Source organism: Jiangella muralis (assembly GCF_001270745.1).
Taxonomy (GTDB): Bacteria; Actinomycetota; Actinomycetes; order Jiangellales; family Jiangellaceae; genus Jiangella; species Jiangella muralis.
This window is the reverse complement of the sequence record NZ_KQ434751.1, coordinates 519,689-543,103: the sequence shown is the minus strand read 5'-3', so window position 1 is coordinate 543,103 and position 23,415 is coordinate 519,689. Positions and strand designations below refer to the sequence as shown.

15 protein-coding genes are annotated in these 23,415 nt (G+C 70.5%); 10 read left to right on the top strand and 5 right to left on the bottom strand.

Annotated elements, in window-relative coordinates; all coding sequences use genetic code 11:
• The first annotated feature begins 2 nt into the window (after positions 1-2).
• The 3 genes from ACW62_RS02445 to ACW62_RS02435 are packed head-to-tail and all read left to right on the top strand — an operon-like array spanning position 3 to position 4,380.
• Complete coding sequence (locus tag ACW62_RS02445) at positions 3-935, top strand: dihydrodipicolinate synthase family protein (protein WP_053202460.1); 933 nt, start codon at positions 3-5, stop codon at positions 933-935.
• Between the two features lie 2 nt (positions 936-937).
• Positions 938-2,392 carry a sulfatase-like hydrolase/transferase gene (locus tag ACW62_RS02440; RefSeq protein ID WP_053202459.1) on the top strand — a complete coding sequence of 485 codons (1,455 nt, stop codon included), beginning with the start codon at positions 938-940 and terminating at the stop codon, positions 2,390-2,392.
• Positions 2,393-2,451: 59 nt separating this feature from the next.
• A complete protein-coding gene (locus tag ACW62_RS02435) occupies positions 2,452-4,380 on the top strand; it encodes a sialidase family protein (protein ID WP_053202458.1) in 1,929 nt (642 codons plus the stop codon).
• A gap of 97 nt (positions 4,381-4,477) precedes the next feature.
• Here ACW62_RS02435 and ACW62_RS02430 read toward each other — a convergent pair whose 3' ends face one another.
• Positions 4,478-4,816: a YciI family protein gene (locus ACW62_RS02430; RefSeq protein ID WP_053202457.1), complete on the bottom strand. Its 339-nt coding sequence runs from the start codon at positions 4,814-4,816 to the stop codon at positions 4,478-4,480.
• A gap of 240 nt (positions 4,817-5,056) precedes the next feature.
• On the opposite strand from ACW62_RS02430, the gene ACW62_RS02425 reads away from it, so the two are divergent.
• Both ACW62_RS02425 and ACW62_RS02420 read left to right on the top strand, forming a co-directional pair.
• Complete coding sequence (locus tag ACW62_RS02425; protein ID WP_053202456.1) at positions 5,057-7,513, top strand: trypsin-like serine protease; 2,457 nt, start codon at positions 5,057-5,059, stop codon at positions 7,511-7,513.
• 87 nt (positions 7,514-7,600) lie between these two features.
• A complete protein-coding gene (locus ACW62_RS02420; protein ID WP_157574297.1) occupies positions 7,601-11,683 on the top strand; it encodes a DddA-like double-stranded DNA deaminase toxin in 4,083 nt (1,360 codons plus the stop codon).
• Between the two features lie 12 nt (positions 11,684-11,695).
• Here ACW62_RS02420 and ACW62_RS02415 read toward each other — a convergent pair whose 3' ends face one another.
• From ACW62_RS02415 to ACW62_RS02400, 4 genes are all read right to left on the bottom strand, one after another.
• Positions 11,696-15,148: a hypothetical protein gene (locus ACW62_RS02415; RefSeq protein ID WP_053202454.1), complete on the bottom strand. Its 3,453-nt coding sequence runs from the start codon at positions 15,146-15,148 to the stop codon at positions 11,696-11,698.
• Positions 15,149-15,454: 306 nt separating this feature from the next.
• Positions 15,455-16,753, bottom strand: coding sequence for a nickel-dependent lactate racemase (gene larA / locus ACW62_RS02410; protein WP_053202453.1), 1,299 nt, complete (start codon positions 16,751-16,753; stop codon positions 15,455-15,457).
• On the bottom strand, positions 16,750-17,499 hold the full coding sequence (locus tag ACW62_RS02405; RefSeq protein ID WP_053202452.1) for an SDR family NAD(P)-dependent oxidoreductase: 750 nt from the start codon (positions 17,497-17,499) through the stop codon (positions 16,750-16,752). The genes larA and ACW62_RS02405 overlap by 4 nt, the downstream gene beginning before the upstream one ends.
• Positions 17,496-18,200, bottom strand: a complete 705-nt coding sequence (locus ACW62_RS02400; RefSeq protein ID WP_083459058.1) for a FadR/GntR family transcriptional regulator — start codon at positions 18,198-18,200, stop codon at positions 17,496-17,498. The genes ACW62_RS02405 and ACW62_RS02400 overlap by 4 nt, the downstream gene beginning before the upstream one ends.
• A 213-nt stretch (positions 18,201-18,413) precedes the next feature.
• Between ACW62_RS02400 and ACW62_RS02395 the strand changes: the two genes are divergently transcribed.
• Genes ACW62_RS02395 through ACW62_RS02375 form a run of 5 tightly spaced genes read left to right on the top strand, consistent with a single transcriptional unit; the run spans position 18,414 to position 23,394 of the window.
• Positions 18,414-19,592 carry a mandelate racemase/muconate lactonizing enzyme family protein gene (locus ACW62_RS02395; protein ID WP_053202450.1) on the top strand — a complete coding sequence of 393 codons (1,179 nt, stop codon included), beginning with the start codon at positions 18,414-18,416 and terminating at the stop codon, positions 19,590-19,592.
• Entirely contained in the window at positions 19,589-20,299 is a 711-nt protein-coding gene (locus ACW62_RS02390) for a PIG-L deacetylase family protein (protein WP_053202449.1), read from the top strand. Before ACW62_RS02395 ends, ACW62_RS02390 begins: the two co-directional genes overlap by 4 nt.
• A gap of 32 nt (positions 20,300-20,331) precedes the next feature.
• Positions 20,332-21,615, top strand: coding sequence for an ABC transporter substrate-binding protein (locus ACW62_RS02385; protein WP_053202448.1), 1,284 nt, complete (start codon positions 20,332-20,334; stop codon positions 21,613-21,615).
• A complete protein-coding gene (locus tag ACW62_RS02380) occupies positions 21,615-22,517 on the top strand; it encodes a carbohydrate ABC transporter permease (protein ID WP_053202447.1) in 903 nt (300 codons plus the stop codon). The genes ACW62_RS02385 and ACW62_RS02380 overlap by 1 nt, the downstream gene beginning before the upstream one ends.
• A complete protein-coding gene (locus tag ACW62_RS02375; protein WP_053202446.1) occupies positions 22,507-23,394 on the top strand; it encodes a carbohydrate ABC transporter permease in 888 nt (295 codons plus the stop codon). The genes ACW62_RS02380 and ACW62_RS02375 overlap by 11 nt, the downstream gene beginning before the upstream one ends.
• The last annotated feature ends 21 nt before the right edge of the window (positions 23,395-23,415 follow it).

Below are 23,415 nucleotides of genomic sequence, written 5' to 3'. Positions count from 1 at the left end.
ACATGACCGGGTTGCGCTACTCCACCGACGGCCCCGACATGGCGCTGCTCACCGCCGTGTTCACCCCGTTCACCGAGACCGGCGAGGTCGCCCTCGACACCGTGCCGAAGCAGGCCGACGCCCTGCTCGGGTGGGGGTCGGCGGCGGCCTACGTCGGGGGCACCGCCGGCGAGGGCGCGTCGCTCTCGACGGCGGAGCGGATGGCGCTGGCCGAGCGGTGGTGCGAGGTCGCGGACGGACGGCTCGACGTCATCGTCCACGTGGGCCACGCCAGCCTCGCCGAGGCCCGCCGGCTGGCGGCGCACGCCGAGTCCGTGGGCGCCCGGGCGATCTCGTCCGTCGCGCCCTACTTCCACCGTCCGGACACGGTGGCCGCGTTGGTCGACGCCTGCGCCGCCATCGCCGACGCCGCCCCGACGCTGCCGTTCACCTACTACCACATCCCCTCGATGACCGGCGTCGACCTGCGGGCCAGCGATGTGCTGGTGGTCGCCCGGGAGAAGATCCCGACCTTCGCCGGGGTCAAGTTCGCCCACAACGACATGGTCGACCTGCAACGGTGCCTGCACCTCGCGGGCGCGGACCACGAGGTGTTCGTCGGCGTCGCCAAGCTGGTGCTCGCCGCGTGGCAGTGGGGCGCCCGGGCCGCCATCGGGTCGGTGTACAACTTCGCCGGTCCGCTGTTCCGGCGGCTGCTCGATCACGCCGCCCGCGGCGAGCTGGAGCAGGCGCGCGCGGACCAGCAGCTGGCGCAGCAGGTCATCGACGCGGCGTCGCGGTACGGCGGGGAGCTGGCCGGCTTCAAGGCGCTGGGCGCGCTGACCGGGGTCGACTGCGGCGGGTGCCGCCCGCCGCTGGTGTCGCCCGGCCCGGAGCAACTGGCCGTGCTGCGCGCCGAGGTGACGGAGCTCGGGTTCCTCGGCGAGGACCGCTGACGGTGCCGAACGTCCTGATCATCCAGGCCGACCAGTTCCGGGCGGACTGCCTCGGCGTGGCCGGGAACCCCGACGTGCGCACCCCGCACCTGGACCGGCTGGCCGCCGACGGCGTGCGCCACCGCGAGGCGTACTGCACCTTCCCGGTCTGCACCCCGTCGCGGTACTCGCTGCTGACCGGGCTGCACGTCCGTCAGCACGGCGGCTGGACGAACCGCTGCACCCTCGCGCCCGGCATCGACACCTTCCCGCGGGCACTGCGGCGCGCCGGGTACCGCACGGCCGCCGTCGGCAAGATGCACTTCACGCCGACCTACCTCGACGTCGGCTACGACCAGCTGGAACTGGCCGAGCAGGACGGACCCGGGCGGTACGACGACGACTACCACCGGGACCTGGCGGCGGCCGGGCTGGCGCCGGTGACCGACCTGATCGACCAGGAGCGCGAGTTCCGCGCGACCGCGCCGTCGTCCTACTGGGACACGTACGGCACCGGCCGGTCCAACCTGCCGGAGGAGTGGCACTCCACCAGCTGGATCGGCGAGCGGGCACGGCGGGTGCTGGCCGGCTGGACCGAGTCCGGCGACCACCTGCTGCACGTGTCGTTCGTCAAGCCGCACCACCCGTTCGACCCGCCCGCCGGCTGGGATGACGCCTACGACCCGGCGGCGCTGACGCCGCTGCCCGGCTGGACCGACACGATCCCGGCGGCCGATCAGCGGCACCGGCGGGAGTACTTCGACTACGAGCCGCTGGATCTGCCGCGGCTGCGGCAGGTGATGGCGCACTACTACGCGACCATCACGCACCTGGACCACGAGGTCGGGCGTCTGTTCGACCTGCTGCGGCGGCGCGGGCTCTACGACGACACTCTGATCGTCTTCACGGCCGACCACGGCGAGTATCTCGGCTTCCACCACCTGCTGCTGAAGGACGGGCCGATGTACGACCCGGTGGTGAAGGTGCCGCTGCTGGTCAAGTTCCCGGGGGAGTGGCGACGCGGCGAGGTCTCCGACGCGCTGGTCTCGCTGATCGACGTCGCCCCGACGGTCCTGGCCAGCTGTGGCCTGGAACCACCGGCGCCGTTGCCGGGCACGGACCTGACCGATCCGGCGGCCGGGCACGACACCGTCCTCGCCGAGGACCGCCGGCACGGCGTCGCGGGCATGATCCGGACCGCCCGGTACAAGCTGCTCTGGTCCGACGTCGCCGGCGACGCACTCTTCGATCTGGACGGCGACCCGTACGAGTTGGCGAACGTCATCGACGACCCCGCGTACGACGACGTGCTGCGGCGCCTACGCGGTGCCGCCGCACGGTGGGCGCTGCACGACGCGACCCCACCCACCTACCTGGACCACGCCGCCCCGCAGCGCGGGGTGGTCACCGGCGACGACCGGGTGGCCCGGCAGGAGCTGTTCGCCGGCGCCGTCGAGAGGTACCGCACCGATCCCTGACGCCCGGCGAGGCGACTGCCGGCCGGCGCACACCCCACCCATCGAGAGGAAGGAGCACGATGTCGACGACGACACGTCGCACCACCCGCCTGCTCGCCGTGACCGGCCTGGCCGGTCTCGCCCTGGCAGCCGTGCCCGGACCGGCCGGCGCGGGCTGGTCGCCGGTGGCGGCCGACGCCCCACCCGGACGGGCGATCGAGCAGAGCACCGTCTTCGACCGGGGCCAGGACGGATACCACACGTTCCGCATCCCGGCCGTCGCCCAGGCGCAGGACGGCACCCTGCTGGCCTTCGCCGAGGGCCGGGTCGACGACCCCGGTGACGACGGGAACATCGACCTGGTCCTCAAGCGCTCCACCGACGGCGGCCGCACCTGGGGACCGTTGCAGGTGGTCGCCGACGCCGGGTCGGACAAGTTCGGCAACCCGGTACCGATCGTCGACGAGCGGACCGGGCGCATCGTCCTCAACGTCACCCGCACCGGCGGCGACGTCTCCGGCAACGACATCCGCTGCGGCCTGGCCGACGCCGAGCAGACCCGCCGCTCGTTCGTCCTCTACAGCGACGACCACGGCGCCACCTGGTCCGAGCCGGTGGAGATCACCGCCGACGTCAAGCCGGCCGACTGGCGGCACTTCGTCGGCGGGCCGGGGCACGGGATCCAGATCAGCCAGGGCGAGCACGCCGGCCGGCTGGTCGTGCCGGGCAACCACTCGGCCGCGCCGCCGCCCGGCTCGGACATCGCGTGCACCGACGACCGGCTGTTCGGCGCGCACTCGCTGTACAGCGACGACGGCGGCACGACCTGGCACCTCGGTGGCGTCGACACCACGCCGGAGGGCGTGGTGAACCCGAACGAGAACACCGTCGTGGAACTCAGCGACGGCACGCTGTACTTCAACGCCCGCGACCAGAACGGCACCAGCGTCGGCGCCCGCGCGAGCACCACCAGCAGCGACGGCGGTGCGTCGTTCGACGCGCCGTATCAGGAGGTGCCGGACATCGTCGCGCCGGTCGTGCAGGGCTCGGTCCTCGGCCTGTCGCGTGACGCCGACCGGCGCGAGCGGCTCGTGTTCGCCGCACCCGGACACCCGACGGCGCGCGAGAACCTGACGCTGTGGACCAGCGACGACGACGCCGGCAGCTGGGAGCGCGGCCCGCTCGTCTTCGAAGGCCCGGCCGGCTACTCCGACCTGGTGCAGATCGACGACCACGGGAACGCGCACCGGCTCGGCGTGCTCTACGAGAACGGCGACCGGCTGGGCGAGGGCCCGACGCTGACCTATCACCAGCGGATCAGCTTTGCCCGGGTGATCGTCCCGACGCTGGACGCTCCGGCGCCGCCGCCCAGGACGACGCCCGACGTGTCGGGCCATGGTCTGGACGCTGTGATCAGCGGCACGCCCCGGCGCGTCGGCGGTGTGGTGGGCTCCGGCCTGGAGCTGGCCGGCGACTACGTCGAGACCCCAGCCGAACCCGCCCTCGAGTTCGGCGACGGCCCGTTCACGGCCGCGGCCTGGTTCCGCAGCGACGGCGCCGGACAGCAGGCGATCATGTGGGCGTACTCCAACCGGGACGTCGACCCGAAGTGGTGGATCCGGCTGGAGCCGGACCTCGGCCGCATCCGGGGCCACGTCAACACCGGCGCCCAGAACGCGTTCGTGACGGCGGCGGGCGACTACGCCGACGGCGCCTGGCATCACGTCGCCCTCACCCGCGACGACGACGCTGTCACCCTCTACATCGACGGCGAGGCTCGCGGGACGTCCGCGCCCGTCGCGGGCTCGGTGTCGGCCGGCGCGCTGACCGGCATCCGCATCGGCTCCCGTGTCGACGGCATCAACAACCCCCTCGACGGTGCCGTCGACGACGTGTGGTTGTTCGACCGCGCGCTCGGCGCCGCCCAGATCGCCGAGCTCGCCGCCGGCGATGCTCCGGCCGGCGCCGAGCCCGTGCTCCACCTCCCGCTGGACCGGATCACGCGCTGACCGCCTCGGACGTGGCGGCCCGGTGCCGTGCCACCGGGCCGCCACCTCGCCTTGCTCCACCCGTGGTCGCCGCGGTCCGTCCTGGTCAGGGCTCGCCCTACGCGGGGAGGGTGTCTCCGGGGAAGCCGTGGCACGGGTAGATCTCGCTGTGGATCATCCCGGCCCGGACGCAGGGGTCCGCGGCCATGATGTCCTCGGCTTCGTCGGCCGGCACGTTCATGATCGCCACGCCGGCCATGGTGTCGGAGGCGATCGGGCACAGGATCGCGATCACTCCGTCGGCGCGCAGCGACACCATGCGTCGCTGGTGCTCCAGTTCGATCGCTTCGGCACCGTCCATGTGCCGCTGCGGACCCCACCGAAGCACCGCCAGGCTGTAGGGCTTCGCCGTTGCCGCCAGATCCCGGATCTGCTCGTCGGTGACGGTGGTGTTCATTGAACTCTCCTCGACGTGAGACTAGGGCGTGTCGTATCGCGCCACCATTCTGGGGCTGCTCCGACAGCCGTCAACTACCCGCCTGGACCTGGCCCACGCGTGCCCGATTTGCGCGGAAATGTCCGCTGACGTGCGGTGACGCTGGCATGGAGCCGCGGTGAAGCGGCCGGCTGTGATCGTTTGGGCCGGCTGGAGGGACTCTCCAGAGTGACGGTTCTGGTGTGCTGAGAAGAGGCTGGCATGGCGGACATCAGTGATCTCAAGGGCCCGCGGCTGCGAGGCGTGTGCGCGGCGATCATCGCGTCGGCGCTCGTCTGGGCTGTTGTCGTCCTCCCGGCGCCGGCGGTGACCGGCGGCGGAGCGGTGAACCCGGACGGGGTCCGGCAGGTGGTACGGATCGAGGTGGGCGAGGAGCGGGCCTGCTCCGGGGCGCTGGTCGCGCCGCAGTGGGTGCTCACCGCGGCGTCCTGCTTCAGCGGTGGTTCCGGCGAGGTGCGCACCGGTGCGGCGCCTGCGGGCACGACGGCCACAGTGGGACGGCCGGAGCCGTCGACGGCGGACGGGTGGGTGCGCGGTGTGGACTGGATCGTGCCGCATCCGGACCAGGACGTGGCGCTGGCGCGGTTGACGCTGGGCGTGGACATCACGCCGTGGCCGATCGCCGGCGGTCCTGCGTCGGCCGGCGAGGCGCTGACGATCAGCGGCTTCGGCCGGACCGACACCGTGTGGGCGCCGGGTGTGCAGGTTGCGAGTGTGACCGCGAGCGAGGTCTCGGAGGTGTCGCTCGTGGTGAGTGCTCCCGCCGAGTCGTCGGCGGGGGCATGCGAAGGCGACGCCGGCGCGCCGGTCACCCGGTCGGTGGGCGGCGTGGTGCAGATCGTCGGTGTCCTGGTCGGCTCGGCGAGGAATGGTTGCCTCGTGCCTCCGAGCGCGGGGGAGCGGTCGGCGCGGGCGGCCCGCGCCGACGTCTTGGCGGGCTGGATCGACCGGAACGTGGTCTGGTACGCCACCACGTTCTCGCCGTCGTACGTCGCGGCGGACGGGGACGGCGACGGACGCCTCGACGGCATCGGCGGCTACGACCTCGGTGACAGCAACGATCAGATGATCGCCGTCGACTACGAGGGCACCGGGAGGCAGGATCATCTGCTGATCTACCGCCCCGGTGCGAAGAAGTACTGGGTGGTCAAGCGTCGCGCCGACGGGTCGTTCGAGTCGGTGTTCCGGAACCGCGATGTCGGCATCGGGGCGACGCCGGCGCAGGGAACCGTGCTGCTCGGCCAGGCTCGCGACAAGGTGTTCGCGTTCGACTGCCATCGGTCCGGTCGGCAGGACTGCATCGTGGTCTACCGCCCGGGTCTGGTCAGCACGGATAGTGAGAGCGGTTCGTACAGCGTCTTCGAGCGTGATCCGCGCGGCGGGTACCAACTGGTCTTTCGCCACAAGGTGGGTCGGCTGGACTCGACGGACGACCAGATGATGGCCGTGGGCGACAACGGATCAGGCGTGGGGGAGCACCTCGTGTTCTACCGGCCCGGTGCCGGGTCGGTCGCGATCGTCTCCTGGGTCTTCGATGTCGCCGCCGACTCGTGGGAGCTCGGGCCCGACGTCTACGCCAGTGCGGACGGGGGGATCGGCGGCCTTGATTTCCGTCAGGCGCGGGACCGGATGATCGCGTTCGACTGCCACCATTCAGGGCGTCGAGACTGCCTCGTGGCTTCCCGGCCGGGGTGGGATCCCGCAGACAGCGAGAGCGCTACCTATCGGGTGATCGAGCGGGCGGCCGACGGAACGTACCGTTCGGTGTTCCGGGACCGGCCCAACCATCTCATCACGGGACGGCGAACCGTCCAGCTGATCGCCTACGACTACGACGGATCCGGGCTCATGGACCACCTGGTGTTCTACTCGCCCGGCGGACGCTGGGTGCATATACGGCCTTGGCTGCGTCACGCCGACGGTCGCGGGGAAGTAGGCCCTGCGGTGTATGCCGGCTACGGAATCGGCAGCTACGACATGAGGGATGCCCGGGACAGGCTGATCGCCTATGACAACAACCGCCGGGGCTCGCCCACCGATCTCGTCGCCTACCGCCCGGGTTCGCGAATGGCATGGGTGATCGGACGCCAGGCCGAACCTGGTGACGCTCCCGTCACGGTCACCCGGCCGACCGGCAGCGACTCGATCGTGGAGAACTTCGCCTATCCCGTGGACTTCCAGCACGAGTTCGCAGGGACGTCCGGCTGGGACGATTGGGGCGCGGACGAGGCCGAGGCCCTGAACTTCGAGCTGCTCTCCGGGAACGGCGGGATCATCTGGGTCTCGTGCACGACCACCCCGCAGGGCGGGGTCGGCGTGATCAAGGTGTTCCCGCGCTTGTTGAACGGCGACACGGAGGTCGGCGAGCCGCACCTCGGCGTGACGGCGGTGTGCTTCAAGGTCCTCAGGCCGACGGGGTACGTGAAGCTTCGGATCCCGAACGTCTTCGAGGTCCAGGGCGACAGCCGCGCGCCGGGGGCCGGCCATGACCTGGACGCCACCGTGGTGAACCTGACGACGGGCGAGGAGCGGACCAAGCTCGTCGAGCGGGACGAGAGCGAGCAGTTCGGGCATACGGACACGACCTGCGATCAGAATCACCCGGACTATCCCGACATCTGCAACGAGACCCTGCTGGAACTGCGGGTCGTCGGCTGAGGACGGGACGGCCGGCCGCAGGTGAGATCCGGCCGGCCGTCCGGTCCATCATCCGGAAACCATCGACTGAAGGGCGGAGTGACTGCGATGAATGCGATTCGCGCCTTGCGCGACAGGGCCCGATGGCAGACGACCGGTGTGCTCGGCGTGATGCTCACGCTGCTTCTGGCGGGCAGCCCGATGGGTGAAACACGGGCCGCGGCGACGGAGGCCGATCCACCCGAGGCCCCGGCATGCGAACGTCAGGTGGTCCTGGAAGCGTGGGCCACGGGCGGGCTGAACGTCCGTCCGGCCGCGGAGGAGGCTCTGCTCGGGGACGAGACGGCGATCTGCGCCCTTCTGGACCGGCTTCCCCGGCTCCTGGCGCAGGACGATCGTGAACAGGTCGGCCGCATCAAGGCCCATGGCGGTCCTGAGGTCGCTGCCGCGGCCAACGCGGCCTTGGTCGGGGACGACGGCGCCGTGACGGCGTTCCTCGGCGGTGGCTGGGAGACTGCCCGGGAAATCGACCTGCGCGCCAGCGTGAACCAGATGAGGGCAGCCGCTGGGCCGGAGGTCCGGGCTGCCGCGAACGCGGTGCTGCGCAACGGCTCCCGGGAAGCAATGGGGCAGTTCATCGAGTCGGGCTGGCGCGTTCCGTACCGGATGGACCTGCGGGTCGTCGTCAATCGGGCGATGGCCGACGGCGGGCCGCAGGTGCAGGCCGCGGCGAACCGGGCGCTCCAGGACGGCAGTCTGGAGATGCAGGAACGCTTCGTCCAGATCGACTGGGGCGTGGCGCAGGCCCGGGACAACGAGAGCCAGACCTTGACCGATCTGCGGACGAGCGCCACGGAGGCGACGCGCCGGGCGGCGTTCGAGACGATCTCCGCGGTGGCGCAGGCCGAGCGGGCGAAGGCCGAGTCCCTGGCGGCCAAGAACGAGGCGCTGGAGGCGGAACGGCTCGCCGGGCTGGCCGGCGCGGAGTCGGCGGAGGCGAAACGTCAGGCCCAACGTGCGGCCGAGGCCGCCGACCGCGCCGCGGCGGCCTGCAGCGTCGCCGTCCAAGCCGCGCGGGCAGCGGCGGACGCAGCGCGCGCCGCAGCGGGGGCAGCCGGACGCGCGGCGACCGCCGCGGCGCGAGCGCACACGAAGTCGGACGAGGCGTGGGCGGCCGCGGCAGCGGCCGAGCTGGACGCGGATGCCGCTGCTACGGCGGAGGCCCTCAACCGGAACATGCAGCAGATCGGTCCGGAGATCGCGGCCTGGATCTCACCCATCACCCAGATCATCGCTGTGACCGATCAGGCGTTGATCGCGGTCGCCGCCGCCGAGTCGGCGAGGACGAACACCGCGGCCGCCGGACGCGCGGCCGAGGCCGCCGGCCACTACGCAGGAGTGTCGAGCGCTGAGGCTCGGGCCGCGTTCGCCGCCGCCGCGCGTGCGGCAGCGAGCGCGGAGCAGGCGAGGCGCGCCACCGCGGAGACGGTACGGCAGGCGAACATCGCCCAGGACGCGGCCGGCAAGGCGCGAGATGCCGCTACGCGGGCGGTCGCCTATGCCGAGGCGGCCGCGGCGGCGGCAGCGAGCGCGGCCGCGCATGCGGGCAGTGCTGTCAACGCGGCGGAGCTGGCGACGCAGCACGCGGACAACGCCTACGTCGCGGCGGGGGACGCCTTGGATGCGGCGGAGACCGCCCAGGTGGTCTACACCGCGGCGCGTGCGGCCGACGCCGAACGACTCCAGAATGAACTCGAGCTCGAGGTGTCCTTCGCCCAGCACCTCAGCGCGGAAACCGCGCAGGCCAACTTGGATGACGCTCGCGGCTTCGACGTGCCGATGCGCGAGTACTACACGCCGGAGATCGACGCGCTGATTGCCGAGGCCGCCGACGAGCAGGCCGATCCGGGCGTGGCGGTCGGCAAGGCGCGGGAAGTGGCTCGATACTTCGCGACCGTGCCGGGTACGTGGACGAGTTCGGCGGCCGTGGCCGCTCTCGGCGAGGACGACGACGTACGTGTCCTCGAGTTCGTCAGGGGCGGGCTCGCCGCCGCACAGGAGCAGGACGACCGCACCACCCTGACGGGTCTCATGGTCACCGGCACCGAGGCCATGAGGGCCGCCGCGGAGACCGCCCTCGACGGCGAGTGGGCCGACGTCATCGCGTTCCTCGACGACCCGGACTACCCCGAGCGAGCCGCCGAACAACGCGAGCAGGTCGGACGGATCCTCGCTGACGCCCGTACGGCCGGGAACACCGAGACCGAGGCGGCGGCGAACAACGCCCTGCGGTCGGAGGATCCGGACGCCCTCGAGGTGTTCATGGCGTCGACGTACAACACCGCCCACACGATCGACATCCGGGCGCGGGTCGGCTCGATCGCCGGCGACGACTCCTACGGCACCGAGGTGCGCAACGGCGCGCAGGTAGCTCTCGCCGGCACGACGGCGATGCAGGTCGAGTTCCTGGAGGTGGGCCGCCACCGTGCGGCCGAACGCGACTACGCGACCGCGACACACGACTACATCGCCACCTCCTTGATGATCGAGACGGCGCAGATCGCGCAGCGCGCCGTCGAGCTCGCGCGCACCGCGCAGGCCGCGGCGGCGGAAGCCCGCGGTGCGGCGGAGGAGGCCGTCGGTTATGCGAACGACGCCGGTGCGGCGGCGGACCGGGCGCGGACGTTCGCCACCCAGGCGGTCGCCCACGCGCAGAACGCAGCCGCGTCCGCGGAACGAGCCGCGCAGTCCGTCCGTACCGCTGCCGCCGCGACCCAGCAGGCCCAGCAGTCGGCCCGGCAGGCGTCGCTCTCGGCGCGTTGGGCCCGCGCCTCGGCTGTTGCGGCGGCACAGGACGCGGCCAGCGCGTTCGCCGCGTACGACGCCGCGTACGCAGCGGCGATCCGGGCCGGTGACAGCGCGTCCGAGGCGGCTCGCATCGCCGCCGAGGTGTTCGACTACTACCGAGAAGAGGCCGAGCAACGTCTGACCGCGCTCAAGGCCACGTGGGAAGACCACTGCGAGTGGGGCCCCGATGACGACCTGCCCGGATACCACAACTGCGACGTTTACGTCGAAGGCCTTCTCAATGACCCCAATGGGATACTCCACGACCCGGACGGCTACGCCCAGGAACGAATCCAGCACTGCCGGGATCAGTTCGTCGGCAAGGCCCAAGACGCCTGCATGTCACTTGTCCTGAGCCCACTCTTCAGCTTCGCGGCACGAGGAATCGCCGACCGAGAGACGGAGACCCACCGTCTCGCCGAAGAGTACATGTCTCTGTTCGGGCTGGACGTGCTCAACGGCGCCTCCCAATATCTCATGTTGAACAAGTGCAGGTCCGTCCTTGGGGGAGGCGTTGTCGGTGCAGGGAGGAAGTTCTCGAGCTGCATCAACGGGTCGCTCAACCTGACCGATCCCGACTGGGACAAGTACTCGAGCCAGTGGAAGGGAACCTTCGTCGAGTCGACCGTCCCGGAGGAGCTCCGCTTCGCCGAGTACAACTCGATCTGGGGCACGATGTACCTGAAGGAGCATCTGTCCGACCGGACCATCCTCTCCGCGATCCACGAGACCGATCTCGCCGCTTCGCTCCTGCGCATCCTTCCGATCGGGTGCGTTCTGGACGGTGGGGACTGCCCCTACGCGGATGCCGCGCGACGGCTCGAGCGACTGAGCGAGTCGATCAAGCCCGAGAACAACCAGGGCTACATCGTCGACGAGTCCGGACGGGTGCTCGATGCGAGTGGCCTGCCGATCGCAAGTCTGCCACCGGTCGACGATCTCGAGGAATGGGCGAGATACACGGTCGAGAGCGGGTTGCACGACGACCTCGCGGCCCTCGAGGATCGTATCGGGCTCCTGTTCGGTCAAACGTTCGGTGTGCCCATGGCACCCCCGGCGTGGCACCTCGAGACCCAACTCGCCTATCGCGTCGCCACCCGAGAAGTGGCGCTCCGTGACAACACGCTCCGGCTCGTCATGAACAACCCCGGCGGCGCCTGCGACGCGGTGCCGATCGAAGGCACCGGACCTGATGCGCAGCGTCAGTTCGTGGCCGGGTGCATACAAGCCGTCAAACTGCTGCTGCCGGCCGGCACGACCATGATCATCTACTATCCCGACCCGGAGAATCCGGCAGAACTGCTCGAGGTCACGGTGCGTGGCGTCGGCCGCTGGCTGGACTGAGCCGGTCAGAGGCTACTTGTACTGGATGGTCTGCTCGGAGACGACCAGCCCGCCGCCGAAGTCGACCGTCTTCCCGCGCGGGTTCGCGTAGGTGTAGGTCGCACAGTCCACATAGTCGGCCCGGTCGCCGTTGACGAGGCAGCTGAACTGCCTGAAGGCCGCGACCGGGTTGACGGCGACGTAGCCGTTGCGGTCGAGGACGTAGTTCGTGCCGTTGACGTTGACCGACCAGTTGGCGTCGGAGAAGTTGAGGTGGAGCTTCAGGCCGTTGGAGTATTCGATGTACAGCCGCGCCTTGGTGAAGTCGTAGCCGTTCTTGATCGCCGTGTTGACGTCGAACGAGGAGCCGTTCGTGGCGAAGTAGGTGATCGCACTGACCGTCACACCCGTATCGAGGTATTGCGGTTGCAGCGCGCGGAACATGAAGTAGGCGTTGACCTGCTGCTCGACCATGCCGTGGTGCAACTCGCCGATGAAGGCGGTGTGCCCGTACGCGATGGCCATCGAGTTGTAGCGGTCGAAGTCGAAGGAGAAGCCCGGGTCGACCTCCAGTACGGCGCCGGCGGGCAGCGGCTGGGGCAGCGTGGTCTGGCAGTTGACGACGGTTCCGGGCGGCGTGGCGTGCGTGTGTGGTTGCCAGCGACGGGATGCCGTCTGCTCCGTGTAGGAGAGGTAGGCGTAGTAGCCGACGTGGTCGCCGGCGACGAGCGCGCCGTCGGGCCGGAAGGAGAAGTAGACGAGGTCGTCCTCCTCCACACAGATCCAGTACTGACCCGGCTGGCCGGCGGTCATCCGGTTCGCGGCGGCGAAGCCGTTCTGGAACACCTCGACCGTGAACCCGTCGGAACCGGCGCCGACGTACTCGGTGGCGGTGAAGCCGAGGAAGAGGGTTCCCGACGCGGGTGCCCGGAAGGCCGCGACCGGGTACCGTCCCGCGGTGGCGTGGGCGACGCCGACGCTGGTGTGCATGAGCGGGGCGATGCTCACGGCGGTGTCGCCGTCGGTGTCGGCCCAGTACTCGCCGCCGAGATCCGCATCGTAGGCGAGCCGGAGCTTGGTGAGGCGGGTCGCGCCGCCCGATCCCTCGGCGGCGAAGTACCGCAGCCCGTTGTCGTCCTGCAGGCCGGAACCGAGCTGTGCCAGGTTGGTCGGCGCCGTGGCCGGGTCGGAGCCGCACAGTTGGTAGTTGGTGTTCGTCACCGGGGCGAACACCGCGGGCTGCTCGACGTCGGCGTAGGCGACCCAGGCGTAGTAGCCGCACCGGTCGCCGGTCACGGTCGCGCCGTTCGTCCGGAAGACGAGGTAGATCAGGTCCCCTTCGAGGACCTTGACCCAGTGCTCGTCGCCGGCGTCCTTCGGCACCTCATGATCGGGTCCGAACCCGTTGTGGCACATGGTCAGGGTGAAACCGTCCGACCCCGGCTGTGGGTAGGCGGTCGCGCTGAACCGGGCGACCAGCCACCCGGACTCGGGCGCCCTGAACCCGATGACCGGGTAGGTGGTGCTGCCCGGGTCCGCGACCCCGATGCCCGGGTACAGCAGCGGTGCGACCAGCGAACGCCGTCCGCCGCCGTCGTCGTGATACCAGTACTCGCCGCCCATCGCCGGATCGGTCGCCCGGGACATCAGGGTGAGAGTGGTGCCGGCGCCGGAGCCGGTGGCGGCGAAGTAGTAGACCCCGTGATCGCCGACGGCGCCGGTGGAGAGCTTCGCGAGGTTCGGTACGCCGGTGCCCGTGCCGGCGCCGCTCAGCTCGTACCTGACGCGGGCGGCGTCCGGGTCGAACCGCCACGGGTAGCCCATGCCCTGGTTGGCCTGGAGCGGCCGGATGTGCCGCAGCTCGTAGTCGGGCATGACCCGGCCGTTTCGCAGACCGGTGATCTCTCGTTCGGTCGCGTCGACGTGGCCCGCGTAGGCCGAGCCGAATGCTCTCGAGCCCTGTGCGCCCTCCGACATGATCGGGCCCTGATAGATGGTCTTCATGCCCTCGAAGAGGGCGACGTTGTCGGCGACGACCTGCGCGAGCGTGCGCGACGTCGAGCTGCCGGCATTCAGCGTCACCTGGTTCATCACCGACGGGTCCACGCCGCCGTTCACGTCGAGGAAGGCGCTGCCGGTCAGGTAGTTGGCCTTGATCAGCGCCGACTCGATCTCGGCGTACTCGAGCATCTGGTCGGACTTGTTGGCGTAGGACGTCGTCAGCCAGCCGTAGCGCAGAATGCCGTTGGCGTCCTGCGCGAGCTTGTCCTCCACGCCGGGCACGTTCCAGTACTGATTGGTCGGCGAGGGGTACATGAACCAGTAATCCTCGTGCAGCGCGACCGTCCAGGTCAGGCCGTGCACGGTGCCGAGGTAGTCGGCGAAGCTCTTCGCCGAGCCCCAGGTCGTCGACGCGGGATAGTGGGCGGGGTTGGAGATGTCGAGCGTGTCGCGTTGCCACCGGTGATCGATCAGCAGCATGTCGTCGATCCCGAACCGCTCGCGGAGCATCCGGTAGTGCCGTTTGCGCTCCTGGTACGACGGCCGGTACTCCCAGGTGTCGTAGATGACCAGGCCGTCCAGCGAGTCGCGGTACGCCGACTTCGTGGCGTTGGTCAGGTACACGCAGTCGAGCAACTCGGTCGAGGCGGTGACGTACATCGTCTCGTCGAGCTGGTTCGTCTCGCCTGCGGAGTTGAGTTCGTAGTGGGCGACCATGCCGTGCGTGGCCTGACCGGACGCGACGGCCGGGGCGTTGTCGAGGAGCGTCCCACCGGTCTTCGCCTTGTCGACGTAGGCGGAGAGGAAGTAGGCCTGGTCGACCAGGGCTACCGCGACCTCCTCGACGAAGACCGACGTGTGCTGCGACAGGCTCGCGGAGGTGACGGCCCGGCCGGTCCCGAAGCCGGTGTAGCCGCCTCGGCCGCGGGTGCTGCTGCTGGTGGCGCGGATCATCAGCGACTTGTTCAGCAGCTGGAAGCTGAACGTCTTCGTGCTGTCGATGCCCCCGAGGCTGTCGGTGTACGTCAGGGTCAGCACCTGGCCGGCGAAGGCGGTCGTCATCGACGTGGCGGCGGCGCCCGCGAGGCCCTCCGGTGTCAGCTCGCTGCCGGTCAGCGGCAGGTAGTAGGTGCCGGCGCCGGCGACCGCGGTGATGGCGGCGTGTCCGTCGACCCGGACGCCGACCTGGATGAGTCCGTCCTGGACCTGGGGTGACGTCAGGTCGACGGTGTAGACGACGGTCTGCCCGGCCGCGGTGTAGGTGAAGGTGCACAGGCCGTTGACCGTGTCGTAGGAGGCGTTGGTCGTGCCGGTGCGGCGGGAGGCGACCGGACGCAGCTGGATGTCCCACGCCAGCGGCGCCAGGGGAGTGGACGCGGTCCGGACGACGGCGCCCGCCCGGCGCGGATCGGCGCCGAGGTCGAGCGCCGCCGCGCCGCCGACCGCCAGCGTGCTGAGCAAGAGATTGCGTCGCGAGAGTTCCATGACGGTGTCCGCCTCCTTGGGCCGGGATCCATCTGGCTGTGCGGACATCCTTCAAGGAGGGCCACTTATACGTCAAGTGTCTGATTCAGAGGTGAGACAATCTCTCCGAACGATCCCCACTTATCGGAGAGGTTCGCGACGTTCGGCGCGAAGAGGATGCAGCGTCACCTCGGCAGCAACCCGCCCACCAGGGTGGATGGGTGATCGATCGGCGCCGCAGGCGTCGCAGCCTGTACGACAGCTGTCGGCTGGAGCTGGGAACACTCGGTGTGCCGGCGCGATCGGCTGTATGAGTCGTGCCGGCCGCTACGAGCGGACGTAGGCGATCGTCTGGGGGCCTTCGGGAAGGACGCAGCAGCGGGCGTCCGGTCCGGCGTCGTGGAGGGCGCGCTCGACCGCCGCGGCGATGTCGGGGACCGCGTCGAGGTGGGCGGCCGCGAGCTGGTCGGCGCCGAGGCCGGCGCAGTGCACCCCGACGCTGGCGTGGGTGCAGGTGCGCGCCTGGACCTGGACCTGCCACTGGTCGGGAACGGTCCGTTCGCGGGCGGCGATCTGGTCGAGCAGCGCCTGCGGCGATGCCGCGCCGGTGAGGACGTCGACGTACGACCCGTGGTCGGGATAGCCGTCGCTGCACTCGGCGGCGACGATCAGTCGCCCGCCCGGCCTCGTGACCGCGGCCCCGGCCGACATGCCCTTGACCGCCTGGTACAGGTTCTGGTCCAGCGGGTAGCCGGAGCCGGTCGTCACGACGACGTCGAACGGCGCGGGCACGGGCACCATCGACAGTTCGCGGGCCCGGCGGCAGGCGACGGCGTGGCTGGTGAGCAGGTCGCCGCCGAACGCCTGGATGATCTGGTGGTCGCGGTTCATCACCACGTCGACGGCGAAGTCGCAGCCGGTCAGCCGGGCGATGGCGCGGACGTCGTCGTGGACCGGGTTCCCTTCGGTGATCGCCCAGGTGGCCTTCGGGCTGCCGATGCGGCGGGCGTCATGCAACACGAGGACGGTGTCGAGGCCGGCCAGGCCCGGCGCGATCATCTTGGGTCCACCGGAGAACCCGGCGAAGAAGTGCGGCTCGACGAAACCGGTCGTGATCCTGACGTCGGCGTCGACCCACGTGCGGTTGAGCCAGACCGGCACTCCCGCGCCGGCCACGCCGCACCAGGCCAGGCCGGCGTCGTCGCGGGCGTCATGGTTGACGACCTGGACGGAGCTCAGCACCTCGGGGCCCAGCATGTCCAGCAGCTCCGCGTGGGTGTTGCCGCGATGCGTGCCGGTCGCGACGAGGACCACCACGTTCGCGAGGTCGACGAGGTCGGAGATCTCGTCGAGGATCGCCGGCACCATGACGCGCCGGGGCTGGGCCCGGGTGCCGTCGCAGATCGAGATCGCGACGGTGGTGCCGGGTCCGGCGCCCTTGGCGATCAGGCGCTCGCGCAGGCCGGGTCCGGCAACCGGACCGCGCAGGGCGCGGCGGACCTCGGCCGCCTGGTCGGCAGCGCCGTCGGCGAACCGCGGCTCCACCACCACCGTGCGGTCGGCCGGCAGGTCGACCTCCAGTCCATGCCGCCCGTAGGCGAGACGGACGCGCCGGGTGCGGCTCACTGCGCGCGCCGTTCGACCGGCAGCGGCGGACGCGCGGTGGCGCCGCCGTCGACGACGACGTCCTGCCCGGTGACCAGCGAAGCGTCATCGGAGAGCAGGAAGGCGATGACCGAGGCCACCTCCGCGGGCTCGCCCATGCGGTGCATCAGGTGCAGCCCTTCGTCGGCGGCCCGTGCGGCGGCAGGGTCGTCGGCGGCGGCCCACTCCTGTGTGCACATGCGGGTGCGGACGGCGCCGGGCGATACCGAGTTGGCCCGCAACCCCCGCGGGCCGTAGTCGACGGCGAACTGCCGGGTCATGGCCACGATGGCGCCCTTGGTGGCGGCGTAGGCGAAGGCCGCCGGGAAGCCGCGGCTCGCGTGGATGGACGCCACGGACACCAGTGAGCCGCCCATCGTCATGGCCCGGGCCGCCGCGGCGCAGCCCCAGACGGTGCCCAGCAGGTTGACGTCGACCTGCTTGCGGACGTCCTCCTCGCGGACCTCGGCCGCCGAGCCGTTGACCTGGACGGCCGCGTTGTTGACCCAGCCGCGCAGCGCACCGAGAGTGGCCGCGCGGGCGGCCGCCGCCTCGTGCGTCGCCGGGGCCGAGACGTCGCCGGCGACCTTCGTCACGGAGGCCGGCAGCCGCTCGAGACCGGCCGCGTCGCGATCCACGGCGACAACGGTCCAGCCGATGGCGGCGAGCGCATGCACCGTCGCGGCGCCGATGCCGCCCGCCGCGCCGGTGACGACCGCGACGCTCACCCGAGCCCCGTCAGGCCGTCACGCGTGTCCTGCAGGTCGTCGCGCATCGCGGCCGCCGCGCCCTCCTCGTCCTGGGCGGCGATGCGGTCGCGCAGGGCCGCGTGCCGGGCGATCGCGCCTTCGAGGTCGCCGCCGTGTGCCAGGTACGACTGCCACACGGCCAGCCGCGACTGCATCAGCATCGGGCTGAGTCCGTCGAGGATCAGCCCGAACAGCGGGTTCGCCGTGGTGGCGACGGCACGGTGGAACTCCAGGTCGACGGCGAGCATCTCCTGGTCGTCGGTGGCGGTCCGCATCGCGTGCAGGAGGTCGCTGAGCCGGGCGATGTCGGGAAGCTGCGCGTGTCGCGCCGCGATGCGCGCGGCACCCACCTCGAGCACCTCGCGCACGTCCTGCAGCTGTGCGAACGTGACGCCGTCGTAGCTGACCCGTGTCTCGAACAGCGAGGACAGGTGGTCGCCCCCGGGAAGCGCGACGACGCCCTCGCGTCCCTGCTGCCGCCTGATCAGCCCGCGGCCGGTCAGCTCGGCCAGCGACTCGCGGATGACGGTGCGCGAGACGCCGAACCGTTCCGCCAGCTCGCCGGTCGGGGGGATGGAGTCGCCTTCGGCCAGTCCTTCGTCGCGCAGCAGCTGGAGCAGCTGCCCGGACACGACGCTGGTCAGCGGCACCCGCGGGTCAGTGGTCTCTCTGTCGCCCATGGCGTCACCCTAGTACGACAAGCCTGCCGGAAGCTACCGGGCTCGACAAGGCACTTGGCGGCTACTTCGCATACAAGTGATTGACAGATCTCCGGGTCAGGCCCTAGCTTGCTGCCCAGCGTAACGCTGGCCATACGCCCAACTGCCACGTGAGGCCATAGATCGAGGAGCGGTGTGACCACAATAGACAGCGTCGACTTGTACTACTTGTCGATGCCCACGGTCGAGAACGTCGGCGACGGGAGCCAGGACGTTCTCCTCGTCCGGGTGCGTGCCGGCGGCTGGGAGGGCTGGGGGGAGTGCGAAGCCTCACCGCTGGTCTCGATCGCCAGCCTCATCGCACCCAGGTCGCACAGCGCGTGTCAGCCGGTGCTCAGCTCCGTCCTCGGCCAGCGCATCGACGGCATCGACGACGTCCGCCGCATCACCGCCCTGGTCCGGGCCAACTCGTTCGACCAGCTGCAAGCCGCGCACACGCTCTCCGGCATCAACATCGCCCTGTGCGACCTGCTCGGCCGCCGGTACGAGGTGCCCGTGCACGAGCTGCTCGGCGTCCGCACGGCGACGCCCAAGACCCCGTACGCGTCCACCCTGTTCGGGTCGACGCCGGAGGAGACCCGGGCGGAGGCCGCGCGGCTGGCCGGATCGGGTTTCCGGGCGGTCAAGTTCGGGTGGATGGGCTTCGGGACGGGCTCCGTCGCCGCCGACATCGACCAGCTCGCCGCTGCCCGCGAGGGCGTCGGTCCGGATGCCGACCTGCTGATCGATGCCGCCATGGCCTGGGTCGGCCGGCCGGACGCCGCACGGGCCAGGGTGGCCGCGTTGCAGGACTTCCGGGTCCGTTTCATCGAGGAGCCGTTCGTGGCGGAGGAGTACGACGCGTACCGCGAGTTCGGCGCCGTGGCGAAGCGAGCCGGTGTCGCGGTCGCGGGCGGTGAGGGGTGCCACAACGTCCCCATGGCGCTCACGATGATGACCCATGCCGACCTCGACTACGTCCAGATCGACGCCGGGCGCATCGGCGGCATCACGGAGGCCAAGGAGGTCGCGGATGCCGTGCAGGCCCAAGGCCGGCGGTTCCTCAACCACTCCTTCACGTCGCACCTGGCGCTGAGCGCGTCGCTGCAGCCGTTCGCGGGGCACCGCGCCGAAGCGCTGTGCGAGTACCCGGTGAACTCCAAGCCGGTCTCGTACGACCTGACGACCACGCACCTCTCCGTCGACGCCGACGGACTGGTACGGATCCCGGACGCGCCCGGGCTGGGTGTGACCCCGGATCCCCGCACGATCTCGGCCTATCTCCAGCAGGTCGAGATCAGCGTCCAGGGACAGACCCTCTACCGCACACCGGAACTCGACCTCGTGGCCGCCGACGAAGGGATCCCGGCATGAACATCCTCGCCATCGGCGCCCACCCCGACGACGTCGACCTGCTCTGCGGCGGCACGCTGGCCAAGTACGCGCGGGCCGGCCATGGGGTCACCGTCGCGATCGCCACGAACGGCGACGTCGGCTCGACCACGCTCAGCCGTCCGGAGATCGCGGCGATCCGGCACCAGGAGTCGCTGGCCGCGTGCGCCGTCATCGGCGCCGAGCTCATCTGGATGGGCTTCGAGGACGAGTGGCTGTTCGACGATCGCGAGACACGCACCAGGTTCATCGACGTGTACCGGCAGGCGCGGCCGGACATCGTGATCGCCCACTCGACCGGCGACTACCACCCCGACCACCGGGTGTCCGGTCAGGTCGCCGCGGACGCGCGCATCCCGGCGGCGGTCCGGCTCGTCGAGACCTCGCTTCCGGAGCTGACCGAGATCCCGAAGCTCTACACCATGGACACGGTCGGGCACCTGGAGCAGGGCCTCGACGTGCGCATCGACATCAGCGACGTGATCGACCTGAAGACCGAGATGCTCAGCGCTCACGTCAGCCAGAAGGACTGGCTCAGCCACATCTTCGGCATGAGCTACATCGAGTTCATGAGGGAGCAGTCGGCGTCTCGCGGCGCCGAGATCGGCGTCGCGTTCGCCGAGGCGTTCCGCGAGGTCCCTGCCTATCCGCCGGCGCGTCCCGACCTGCCGCCACTCGGCCAGGTCTAGGGCGCGTCTCATCACCCATCGAGGAGTACACCATGGCAATCACGCGACGCGCCCTGCTCGGGGCCGGGCTCGGCGTTTCGGCCCTCGCGGTGCTGGGCGGCTGCAACCGGTCGTCGGCCGAGTCGAACACGTCCGACGGCGAGATCGCCGGTGAGATCCGGTTCTCCATCTGGTTCGGGTCCGGTGACATCGAGATGTGGGAGGACGTCATCGCCGGCTTCGCAGCGGTGCACCCCGACGTCAGCGTCAAGTTCGAGCCGCTGGAGTACGACCAGTACTACACCAAGCTCAACACGCAGTTCGCCAGCGGCAACGCGCCCGACGTCCTCGGCATGCAGTTCCAGTCGTCGATCTGGGGGCCGTCCGGCCTGCTCGCGCCGCTGACCGAGGCGGTCTCCGGCGACATCGGCCAGGTGCCGGCGTCGCTCACCGGTTACGGACGGGCGGCCGTCGACGGCACCGAGGAGCAGTTCGCCCTGCCCTGGCGGTTCGTCGGGCACTCGTTGTACGGGAATCTGACCGCCCTGGCCGAGGCCGGGATCGAGCGGCCGGACACCTGGAGCCTGGACGACCTCGTCGCCGCGGCGAAGAAGCTGACCACCGACGACGCCTTCGGCCTGCACGTGCCCGGGGTGTCGGGGGAGACGTCCATCGCCAGCACCTTCGGCGCGTCTCCGGTGTCGGCGGACGGCCTGACCGCCACCTACGACGCCGCGGAGATGATCGCGCACAAGTCGTTCCTGCGTGACCTCGTCCACGTGCACAAGGTCTCGCCCGGGCCGGACGTGCTGTCGACGCAGCAGGACGCGTTCGCCAGCGGTCAGGTGCGGATGGCCTTCGCCGGCAGCTGGAGCAACCCGACCTACCGCGAGGGCATCACGGCGTTCGACTGGGACATCCTGCCGAACCCGGGCGGCGAGCGGCCCGCGAAGAACTACGCCGGCCCGGACCACATCGCGGTCTACGCGAAGAGCAGGAACCTGGCCGCCGCCACCGCCTTCGTCCAGTACGCCGTCTTCCACCGCGACGCGCAGACGCTCATCGCGGCCACCGGCGCGCCGGTCCTCAACGACTACCTCAAGGACGCCGAGCGGATCGCGTCCGAGGCGGCGCTGAAGCCGGCGCACTACGAGTACTTCATCGACGAGGCGACGGAGAACGGCACCGGCTGGACGTTCGTGCCGGCGTTCGCGGAGCTCGAGCGGCTGGAGGCCGACGCGAACTACGCGATCATGTCCGACCCCGGCTCCGACATCCCCGGCATCCTGGCCGACCTCAACGCCAAGGTCCAGTCCGCGCTGGACAGCACTGACTGATGGCCACGCTGTCGCAGACCCGCCCGGTGCGCCGGCCGCGGCGGGTCACCCCCGGCGCCGCGAAGTGGCTGCCGGTCCTGCTGCTGCCGGTGACGGTCGGCCTCGTCCTGGTCTACTTCTCGGCGGTGTACGGGCTGGCGCTCGGCTTCACGGACTGGAACCTCATCTCCGACCCGGCCTGGGTCGGCACCGCGAACTTCGCCGAGATCCTGGACGACGAGCGGTTCTGGACGGCGCTGCGCAACACGGTCGAGATCGTGGCGGTGACGGTGCCGGCGAAGGTGGCCATCGGCCTGGGCCTGGCCATCCTGCTGTCCCGCGTCGCCCGGCTGAGCAGCTTCTTCCGTCTCGCCCTGTTCTTCCCGACCAGCTGCTCGGTCGTGGCGGTCGCGTTCCTCTGGGTCTACCTGTACGACCCGAACGGCCTGCTCAACTCGTGGCTCGGCGCACTGGGGCTCGGCACGGTGAAGTGGATGTCGCCCGACCACGCGCTGACGTCGGTCAACGTCATGATCATCTGGGGTGGCGTGGGCTACGTCGCGCTGCTCTTCCTCGCCGGGCTGCAGTCGATCCCGGCCGAGTACTACGAGGCCAGCCGGCTCGACGGCGCCTCGGCGTGGCGGCAGTTCTGGTCCATCACCTTCCCGCTGCTGACGCCGACGACGTTCTTCGTCGTCGTCACGGGGATCATCGCGGCGCTGCAGACCTTCGGCGAGGTCTTCATCCTGGCCGGTCCGATGGACTCGACCCTGACGATCATGAGCTACATCTACGAGCGCGCGTTCACCGGCTTCGAGATGGGGTACTCGGCGGCGCTGTCGGCGTTCCTGATCCTCATCCTCCTCACGGCCACCGGCGCTCAGCTGTGGTTCCAGCGCAAGTGGGTGACCTATGAGCGTTGAACTCGACCGGCGGCCCGCCGCCGTCACGTCCGTCCCGCCCGCGCGCCGTGGCCGCCGGACCCACGGCCGCGCCCGCGGCTGGGAGTACGCCGTCCTCGTCCTGGCCGTGGTGGTGATCCTCGGGCCGTTCGTCGTCGCGGCGCTGACCTCGCTCCGGACGAACGCCGACTACCTGAGCTCCACCTCGGTGCTGCCGACCGAGCTCACCTTCTCGAACTACGTCCGGGTGTTCGACGAGATCCCGATGGCGAGGATGATCCTCAACGGGTTGTTCATCGCCGTCCTCGGGACGCTCGGCGGCCTGGTGGCCAGCCTCGTCGGTGCGTTCTGCTTCGCCAAGCTCCGGTTCGCCGGGCGGGAACCGCTGTTCGGTGTCGTGCTGTTCACGATGCTGGTGCCCAGCACGGTCACGCTGATCCCGCTGTACACGATCATCCGCGCAGCCGGTCTGGTCGACACGCCGTGGGCGCTCATCCTCCCGCTCTGCACCGGCAGCGCGTTCGCGGTGTTCTTCCTGCGACAGCATCTGATGAGCGTCCCGCACGAGTTCTACGAGGCGGCCGTCCTCGACGGCTGCTCCGTGCCCGGGACCATCTTCCGGGTCTACCTGCCGCTGGTCCGCGGGCCGCTGGCGATCCTCGCCATCCTGAACTTCCTCGCGTCCTGGAACGACCTGCTGGGACCGCTGATCTACCTCAACACCCCGGAGAAGATGACACCCACGGTCGGCCTGACCTACTTCCGCGGGCAATACACGACCGACTTCCCGGTCATGCTCGCGGGCTCGCTGGTCGTGCTCGTCCCGACGACGATCATCTTCCTCGTCTTCAACCGCCACATCCGCGACGGCCTGGCCATCAGCGGCAGCCTCAAGTAGCTGCCGGACCACCGAGGAGTC